Origin of the sequence: Pseudomonas sp. S32 (assembly GCF_016648095.1) — a bacterium.
In the GTDB taxonomy this organism is placed as follows: domain Bacteria; phylum Pseudomonadota; class Gammaproteobacteria; order Pseudomonadales; family Pseudomonadaceae; genus Aquipseudomonas; species Aquipseudomonas parafulva.
In genome coordinates this window covers 1-8,075 of record NZ_JACVVF010000086.1, presented here as the reverse complement: position 1 = coordinate 8,075, position 8,075 = coordinate 1, and the positions used below count along the sequence as shown (strand labels likewise).

Sequence of the window (8,075 nt, the reverse complement as noted above, 5' to 3'; positions counted from 1 at the left end):
CAACAGCCAGATCAAGATCAACAGCCAGATCAAGATCAACAGCCAGATCAAGATCAACAGCCAGATCAACAGCTGGATCAAGATCCAAAGCTAGCTCTCGCTGAGGCGTGCGGCTTGGGTGGGGTTGCCGCCGGCAAAAAAAACCCGGGTTCTGGGGGAGGAATCCGGGTTAAGACCATTAGGAGTAAAACAAAGGTACGCGGTCCCTGAGCACCTTTATCGGCACGCCACTTGGGGGGATGTGCCGGGCCGACACCTCTAGTATTGGCCAGGTTTGACGCAGCGCCAGTCGAAGTTGATCGTTTTTTAAACAGATTTGGAATACGCCAGCCCCCAAGTGCTCCCGCTCGGCATGGCCGCAGGCACCCGGAAACACAGATAACCACGGATGATCCGTGCAATTTCATGCAAGTTAGGCATAATAATCCGCTTCGATTGTCAGCCAGTCCTTCCCATGCAGAAAGAACCTCGTAAGGTCCGTGAGTTTCGCCGTCGCGAACAGGAAATCCTCGACACCGCCCTCAAGCTGTTTCTCGAGCAAGGTGAAGACAGCGTCACCGTCGAGATGATCGCCGACGCCGTAGGCATCGGCAAAGGTACGATCTACAAGCACTTCAAGTCCAAGGCGGAGATCTACCTGCGCCTGATGCTCGACTACGAGCGCGACCTCAATGAGCTGCTGCATTCCGCTGATGTAGACCGTGACAAAGAGGCCCTGTCGCGTGCCTATTTCGAGTTTCGCATGCGCGACCCTCAACGTTACCGACTGTTCGATCGCCTGGAAGAAAAGGTGGTCAAGGGCAACCAGGTGCCGGAGATGGTCGAGCAACTGCACAGTATCCGGGCCTCCAACTTCGACCGCCTCACACAACTGATCAAAGGCCGCATCAGCGAAGGCAAGCTTGAAGACGTGCCGCCGTACTTCCATTACTGCGCGGCATGGGCACTGGTGCATGGCGCTGTGGCCCTGTACCACTCGCCGTTCTGGAGCAATGTGCTGGAAGATCAGGAAGGCTTCTTCCAGTTCCTGATGGATATCGGCGTGCGTATGGGCAACAAGCGCAAACGCGACCCAGAGCCCGCCAGCTGATTGCACCTGCGGTTACGGCCATCGGTAGCCGGCTATGACGTAGAGCAAAGCTGGCGCAAAAGCTGCATCCGCCAGCTATTCGCCGGTTTTTCGTCACCGGCCACTGGAGGAATGATGCGTAGCCTGGTCTTGCTGCTAACGCTTATGGCGTTGGGCGGGTGCATGAATGTCAGCGATATGGGGGAGGGCGTGCGCTACCACATGAGCGACGCCGGCCTGTTGGATCACAGCGACACCCGCCGTACCTTGTCCATCCGCCTGCAGCCCGACTCCTTTATTTTCATTGGCCAGGGGGCATTCGTGCCGCCCGGCAAAGGCCCCGTTCCTCGCCAGAACGCCGTGGCGGATGAAGCATTCAAGAGCTTCGTCGAATACTTCCCGCTGGTGCGTCGCGCCGACCGGCCCCTTGGCCTGGAAGAGGCCATCGTACAGGCGCGCTCGGTGGGCGCCGACTATGTGCTGTACACCCGGTTCGCCCGCACGGACGACCGCATTGGCAATGGGGATGAGTGGTACGACGAGCAGGCCGTCGACCGCCTTGGCTGGGACAGCGGTGTGGTGCAGATGATGCTGCTGGAAACCAATACGCGCTATTTGATCGACACGGTGCGCATCAAGAGCCGTGGCGGTTTGTTGACGTTCCACGATCAGACCCCGCAGGATTTGCTTGGCGCGCCAATGCGCGAGTACGCTCGTAGCCTGTTGGGCATGAGCCGATGAGGCAATGTGATGAGTGAGTCAGGCAAAACCAGCGATCTCCTGACGCAGATTCCCAGTAGCAAGGGCCTGCCACCGGTGCACCTGTGGAACCCGGATTTCTGCGGCGATATCGATATGCGTATTGCCCGCGATGGCACCTGGTATTACATGGGCACACCCATCGGCCGCAAACCGATGGTGAAGTTGTTTTCCGGCATTATCCGCCGTGAGGGTGATGACTATTTTCTCGTGACACCGGTAGAGAAGGTGGGCATCCAGGTGGATGACGCACCTTTTGTGGTGGTGGCGCTGGAGGTAATGGGCGAGGGCGAGCAACAGGTGCTGCGTTTTACCAGCAATGTGGAGGATCAGGTGGACATGGGGCCGGCCAACCCTTTACGCGTGGTCACCGACCCCATTACCCAGGCGCCTTCACCCTATGTGTTGATGCGCGATAACCTCGAGGCGCTGGTCCATCGCAATGTGTTCTACCAGTTGGTCGAGCTCGCCGTACCGCAGGTGCTGTCAGGTGAACAATGGTTGGGCGTGTGGAGCGGGGGCGTGTTCTACCCCATCGGCCAGGCCGATTGACACGGTGTTGACCCAATAACGCAAAAGCCCCCGCTGCTTGCGCAACGGGGGCTTTTTTATCTGGCTCCGCGACCTGGACTCGAACCAGGGACCCAATGATTAACAGTCATTTGCTCTACCGACTGAGCTATCGCGGAATCTGCGCGTATCTTACTCATTGCCAGGGGGAAGTCAAGCAACCCCCCCCTGTAAAATCAACCGGTTACAGCACTTCTACGATAGCCTTCGTAACCAAGTGGATGTTGCTCTGGTTGAGCGCGGCTACCGCGATGCGGCCTGTGTCCAGCGCATAGATGCCGAAGTCGTTCTTCAGGCGAGTCACTTGCTCAACGGTCAAGCCGGAGTAAGAGAACATGCCCACCTGGCGGCCAACGAAGCTGAAGTCACGCTTGGCGCCGTACTGCGCCAGCAATTCGACCATCTGCTTGCGCATACCATGGATGCGCTGACGCATTTCAGCCAGTTCGGTTTCCCACATCTGGCGCAGTTCAGCACTGTTCAGTACCGTGGCAACGATGGTGGCACCGTGGGTTGGCGGGTTGGAGTAGGTGGTGCGAATCACCCGCTTGACCTGGGAAAGCACGCGCGTGCTTTCGTCCTTGGACGCCGTGACAATGGACAGTGCGCCGACGCGCTCACCGTACAGCGAGAACGACTTGGAGAACGAGCTGGACACGAAGAATTCCAGGCCAGACTCGGCGAACAGGCGCACCGCGAACGCATCTTCGGCGATGCCGTCGCCAAAGCCCTGGTAGGCCATGTCCAGGAACGGTACGTGCCCCTTGGCCTTGACCACTTCCAGAACATGCTTCCAGTCGTCCAGGGTCAGGTCCACACCGGTCGGGTTGTGGCAGCAGGCATGCAACACCACGACAGAGCCCGCTGGCAGGTTGGCCAGGTCTTCGAGCATGCCGGCGCGGTCTACACCGTTGGTAGGTGCGTCGTAGTAGCGGTAGGTTTGCACAGGGAAGCCCGCCGACTCGAACAGCGCGCGGTGGTTTTCCCAGCTAGGGTCACTGATGGCTACCACTGCCCCCGGTGCGATCCGCTTGAGGAAGTCAGCACCGATTTTCAGCGCGCCAGTGCCGCCCACCGCTTGCACGGTGACCACGCGGCCGGCGGCCAGCAGTGGGGATTCGGCGCCGAACAGCAGCTTCTGCACGGCCTGGTCGTAAGTGGCGATACCATCGATGGGCAGGTAGCCGCGAGAGGCGTGCTGGGCGGCACGTTGGGTCTCGGCTTCGATCACGGCACGCAGCAGCGGAATGCGGCCTTCCTCATTGCAGTACACGCCTACGCCCAGGTTGACCTTGTCGGTACGTGGGTCGGCATTGAACGCTTCATTGAGGCCCAGGATGGGGTCGCGGGGTGCCAGCTCGACAGCGGAAAACAGGCTCATTGTTACCTTGGCTCGGATAGGAGGTGATAGGGCGTACACGCTCCAGCCGAATGCACTGAAGCGGTGCACAAACGGGGAGCCAGTATAGTGATCCCGCGCGGTCGCCGCGACACTCTGGCGCACCTTTTGCGCCTATTTGCGCAAAAAAATTTCGACCCTTGATCCGATTGCCAGGTCCACCGTTACACGGGGTCACCGTTCCACCTTCAAAGCATCCCCCGGCAGGCCCATTTGGGTATAGACTACTGGCTAAATTTACAGTGCAGCACCGCGAGGTTCGACATGTCCGAGTTTCAGCTCGTCACCCGTTTCCAGCCGGCCGGCGACCAGCCCGAGGCCATACGGCAGTTGGTCGAAGGCATCGAGGCGGGCCTGTCGCACCAGACGTTGCTGGGGGTGACCGGGTCAGGCAAAACGTTCAGCATTGCCAACGTCATTCAGCAGGTGCAGCGCCCTACGCTGGTGCTGGCGCCCAACAAGACCCTGGCCGCGCAGCTGTATGGCGAATTCAAGGCATTCTTCCCCAATAACGCCGTCGAGTACTTCGTCTCCTACTACGACTATTACCAGCCCGAAGCGTACGTACCTTCGTCGGATACGTTCATCGAGAAAGACGCGTCGATCAACGACCATATCGAGCAGATGCGCCTTTCCGCGACCAAGGCGCTGCTCGAGCGGCGCGACGCCATCATCGTCACTACCGTGTCGTGCATCTACGGCCTTGGCAGCCCTGAAACGTACCTGAAGATGGTGCTGCACATCGACCGCGGCGACAAGCTCGACCAGCGTGCGCTGCTGCGCCGCCTGGCCGACCTGCAGTACACCCGCAACGAAATGGATTTTGCCCGTGCCACCTTCCGTGTGCGTGGCGACGTGGTCGACATTTTCCCTGCTGAATCTGACCTTGAAGCCATTCGCATCGAGCTGTTCGATGACGAGGTTGAGAACATCGCCGCGTTCGACCCGTTGACCGGTGAGGTACTGCGCAAGTTGCCGCGCTTCACGTTCTACCCCAAAAGCCACTATGTCACCCCGCGGGAAACGCTGCTGCAGGCGGTGGAGGGCATCAAGGAGGAGCTGGGTGAGCGCCTTGAGTTTCTGCATAAAGGCAACAAGCTGGTCGAGGAGCAACGCCTGGAGCAGCGTACCCGCTTTGACCTGGAGATGATCCTGGAGCTGGGTTATTGCAATGGCATCGAGAACTACTCGCGCTACCTGTCGGGGCGGCCGGCCGGTGCGCCACCCCCCACACTCTACGACTACCTGCCGGCGGATGCCCTGCTGGTCATCGACGAGTCGCACGTCAGCGTTCCGCAAGTAGGGGCCATGTACAAAGGCGACCGCTCGCGCAAGGAAACCTTGGTGGAGTACGGCTTCCGCTTGCCATCGGCGCTGGATAACCGCCCTATGCGCTTTGACGAATGGGAAAGCGTGAGCCCGCAGACCATTTTCGTTTCTGCCACGCCCGGGCCTTATGAGGCCGAGCATGCCGGTCGGGTGGTGGAGCAGGTGGTTCGCCCTACGGGCCTTGTCGACCCTCAGGTGGAGATACGGCCCGCGCTCACGCAGGTCGACGACCTGCTGTCCGAGATACATAAACGCGTGGCCCTGGGTGAGCGCGTGCTTGCAACCACACTTACCAAGCGCATGGCCGAGGACCTCACTGACTACCTGGCCGATCACGATGTGCGGGTGCGCTACCTGCACTCTGACATCGACACGGTCGAGCGGGTCGAGATCATTCGCGACCTGCGTCTGGGCACCTTTGATGTGCTGGTGGGCATCAACTTGCTGCGTGAGGGCCTGGACATGCCCGAGGTGTCGCTTGTAGCCATACTCGATGCCGACAAGGAAGGCTTCCTGCGGTCGGAGCGCTCACTGATCCAGACCATTGGCCGCGCCGCACGAAACCTCAATGGTCGGGCAATCCTGTATGCCGACAACATCACAGGTTCAATGCAGCGTGCCATTGATGAAACCGAGCGCCGTCGTGAGAAGCAGATCGCGTTCAACGAGGCCCACGGCATCGTGCCGAAAGGGGTGGTCAAGGACATCACCGACATCCTCGAAGGCGCTACGGTGCCGGGGTCGCGCAGCAAGAAGCGCAAAGGGATGGCCAAGGCGGCGGAGGAGAGCGCCCGTTACGAAGCCGAACTGCGCACACCGGGGGAGATCACCAAGCGTATCAAGCAGCTTGAGGAGAAAATGATGCAGCTTGCCCGCGATCTGGAATTCGAGGCTGCAGCGCAACTTCGTGACGAAATCACCCAGTTGCGGGAGCGGCTGATCGTCAGCTGACCCCTCGAGAGCCGAGCCGCGCCTGTCCGCATATTGCTGATGGTCTGCGGCCCTGCTTGGCACTTGCGCCTGCGCACGGCAAGCCGTGTGCGCGCCATCGCTGGAGCCCGATGGCTGCCACCTGCTAACATTCGGCCTTTGTTTCATCTTTCGTTCGAGACCCTCCATGACCACCGTACGCACGCGTATCGCGCCATCGCCGACCGGCGACCCCCATGTCGGCACCGCCTACATCGCCCTGTTCAACTACTGCTTCGCCAAGCAGCATGGCGGCGAGTTCATCCTGCGCATCGAGGACACTGACCAGCTGCGCTCAACGCGCGAGTCGGAACAGCAGATCTTCGACGCCCTGCGCTGGCTCGGCATCGAGTGGAACGAAGGCCCGGACGTCGGCGGCCCGCACGGCCCGTATCGCCAGAGTGAGCGGGGCGAGATCTACGCCCGCTATGCCAAGCAATTGGTCGACGCAGGCCACGCGTTCTACTGCTTCTGTACCGCCGAAGAGCTGGAGCAGATGCGTGCAGAGCAGCAGGCCCGTGGGGAGACCCCGCGCTACGATGGCCGTGCCCTGGCCCTGAGCGCCGAGGAAGTGCAGCGCCGCCTTGCGGCAGGCGAGCCGCACGTGATCCGCATGAAGGTGCCGAGCGAAGGCGTGTGCGTGGTACCCGATATGCTGCGCGGCGACGTCGAGATCCCGTGGGACCGCATGGACATGCAGGTGCTGATGAAAAACGATGGCCTGCCCACGTATTTCCTCGCCAACGTGGTGGATGACCACCTGATGGGTATCACCCATGTGTTGCGGGGTGAAGAGTGGCTGCCATCCGCACCCAAGTTGATCAAGTTGTACGAATACTTTGGTTGGGAACAGCCCAAGCTCTGTTACATGCCGTTGTTGCGCAACCCCGACAAATCCAAGCTCTCCAAGCGCAAAAACCCGACTTCGGTCACGTTCTACGAGCGTATGGGCTTCATGCCAGAGGCCATGCTCAACTACCTGGGCCGTATGGGCTGGTCCATGCCGGACGAGCGCGAGAAGTTCTCCCTGGCCGAGATGGTTGAACACTTTGACCTGTCGCGCGTGTCGCTGGGTGGCCCAATCTTCGACATCGAAAAGCTGTCCTGGCTCAACGGCCAGTGGTTGCGTGAATTGCCGGTCGAGGCCTTCGCTGCTCGTTTGCAGCAGTGGGCATTCAACAGCGACTACATGATGAAGATTGCCCCGCACGTGCAGGGGCGCGTAGAAACCTTCAGCCAGGTAGTGCCACTGGGCGGGTTCTTCTTCGAAGGTGCGCTGAAGCTCGACGCCAAGCTGTTCGAGAGTAAAAAGCTGTCGGCCGACCAGGTGCGCCAGGTGATGCAGTTGATCCTGTGGAAGCTCGAAAGCCTGCGTCAGTGGGAGAAGGAACGCATTACGGGCTGCATCCAGGCCGTGGTCGAGGCCCTGGAGCTGAAACTGCGTGACGCGATGCCGCTGATGTTCGCCGCCATCACCGGGCAGGCCAGTTCAGTGTCGGTACTCGATGCCATGGAAATCCTCGGCCCGGACCTGACGCGTTATCGCTTGCGCCAAGCGTTGGACTTGCTGGGTGGCGTTTCGAAGAAAGAAAACAAGGAGTGGGAAAAACTGTTGGCCACCATCGCCTGACGGCGCCAACGAATCGCTAGCATCGCTCGCTTTACCGCCATAACCTGGCCCGTAGGAGCGAGCGTAGCTCGCGATGCGTCGCCCAGCGACGCCCCTGAACGCCTCATTCCCACGTAAAAGCTGCACCTGCGTCCAGCCCATTGCGGTAAGTGATTGTTATCTGTGAAAAAACTTTTGGGTATTTTCAAAAATTCGTTTGACAGGTCTACGATCCGAACTTAATATGCGCCCCGTCCACAGCGATGAACGAAATGAAGCGCCAGGCACCCAGCCAGCGATTCTGTTCAAAGCGACATTGTGGGGCTATAGCTCAGCTGGGAGAGCGCCTGCATGGCATGCAGGAGGTCAGC

Annotated in this window: 6 protein-coding genes and 1 tRNA gene; 5 read left to right on the top strand and 2 right to left on the bottom strand. The window is 60.0% G+C overall.

The genetic code is table 11. The features are described 5' to 3' along the window. Nucleotides 1-454: 454 nt before the first annotated feature. The 3 genes from IAE38_RS23320 (at nucleotide 455) to IAE38_RS23310 (ending at nucleotide 2,380) form a co-directional block, all read left to right on the top strand. Complete coding sequence (locus tag IAE38_RS23320; RefSeq protein ID WP_028632352.1) at nucleotides 455-1,090, top strand: TetR/AcrR family transcriptional regulator; 636 nt, start codon at nucleotides 455-457, stop codon at nucleotides 1,088-1,090. Between the two features lie 114 nt (nucleotides 1,091-1,204). After that, nucleotides 1,205-1,810 carry a DUF4823 domain-containing protein gene (locus IAE38_RS23315; protein WP_060483650.1) on the top strand — a complete coding sequence of 202 codons (606 nt, stop codon included), beginning with the start codon at nucleotides 1,205-1,207 and terminating at the stop codon, nucleotides 1,808-1,810. Nucleotides 1,811-1,819: 9 nt separating this feature from the next. Further along, complete coding sequence (locus IAE38_RS23310; protein ID WP_201219523.1) at nucleotides 1,820-2,380, top strand: DUF1285 domain-containing protein; 561 nt, start codon at nucleotides 1,820-1,822, stop codon at nucleotides 2,378-2,380. Nucleotides 2,381-2,441: 61 nt separating this feature from the next. On the opposite strand, the gene IAE38_RS23305 is transcribed toward IAE38_RS23310, so the two are convergent. Together IAE38_RS23305 and IAE38_RS23300 are read right to left on the bottom strand one after the other, a co-directional pair. After that, a tRNA-Asn gene (locus IAE38_RS23305) sits at nucleotides 2,442-2,517 on the bottom strand. A gap of 65 nt (nucleotides 2,518-2,582) precedes the next feature. Further along, on the bottom strand, nucleotides 2,583-3,779 hold the full coding sequence (locus tag IAE38_RS23300) for an amino acid aminotransferase (RefSeq protein ID WP_201219521.1): 1,197 nt from the start codon (nucleotides 3,777-3,779) through the stop codon (nucleotides 2,583-2,585). 282 nt (nucleotides 3,780-4,061) lie between these two features. On the opposite strand from IAE38_RS23300, the gene uvrB reads away from it, so the two are divergent. Next, nucleotides 4,062-6,077: an excinuclease ABC subunit UvrB gene (gene uvrB, locus IAE38_RS23295; RefSeq protein ID WP_201165700.1), complete on the top strand. Its 2,016-nt coding sequence runs from the start codon at nucleotides 4,062-4,064 to the stop codon at nucleotides 6,075-6,077. 166 nt (nucleotides 6,078-6,243) lie between these two features. After that, on the top strand, nucleotides 6,244-7,725 hold the full coding sequence (gene gltX, locus IAE38_RS23290) for a glutamate--tRNA ligase (protein WP_060483647.1): 1,482 nt from the start codon (nucleotides 6,244-6,246) through the stop codon (nucleotides 7,723-7,725). Nucleotides 7,726-8,075 lie beyond the last annotated feature (350 nt).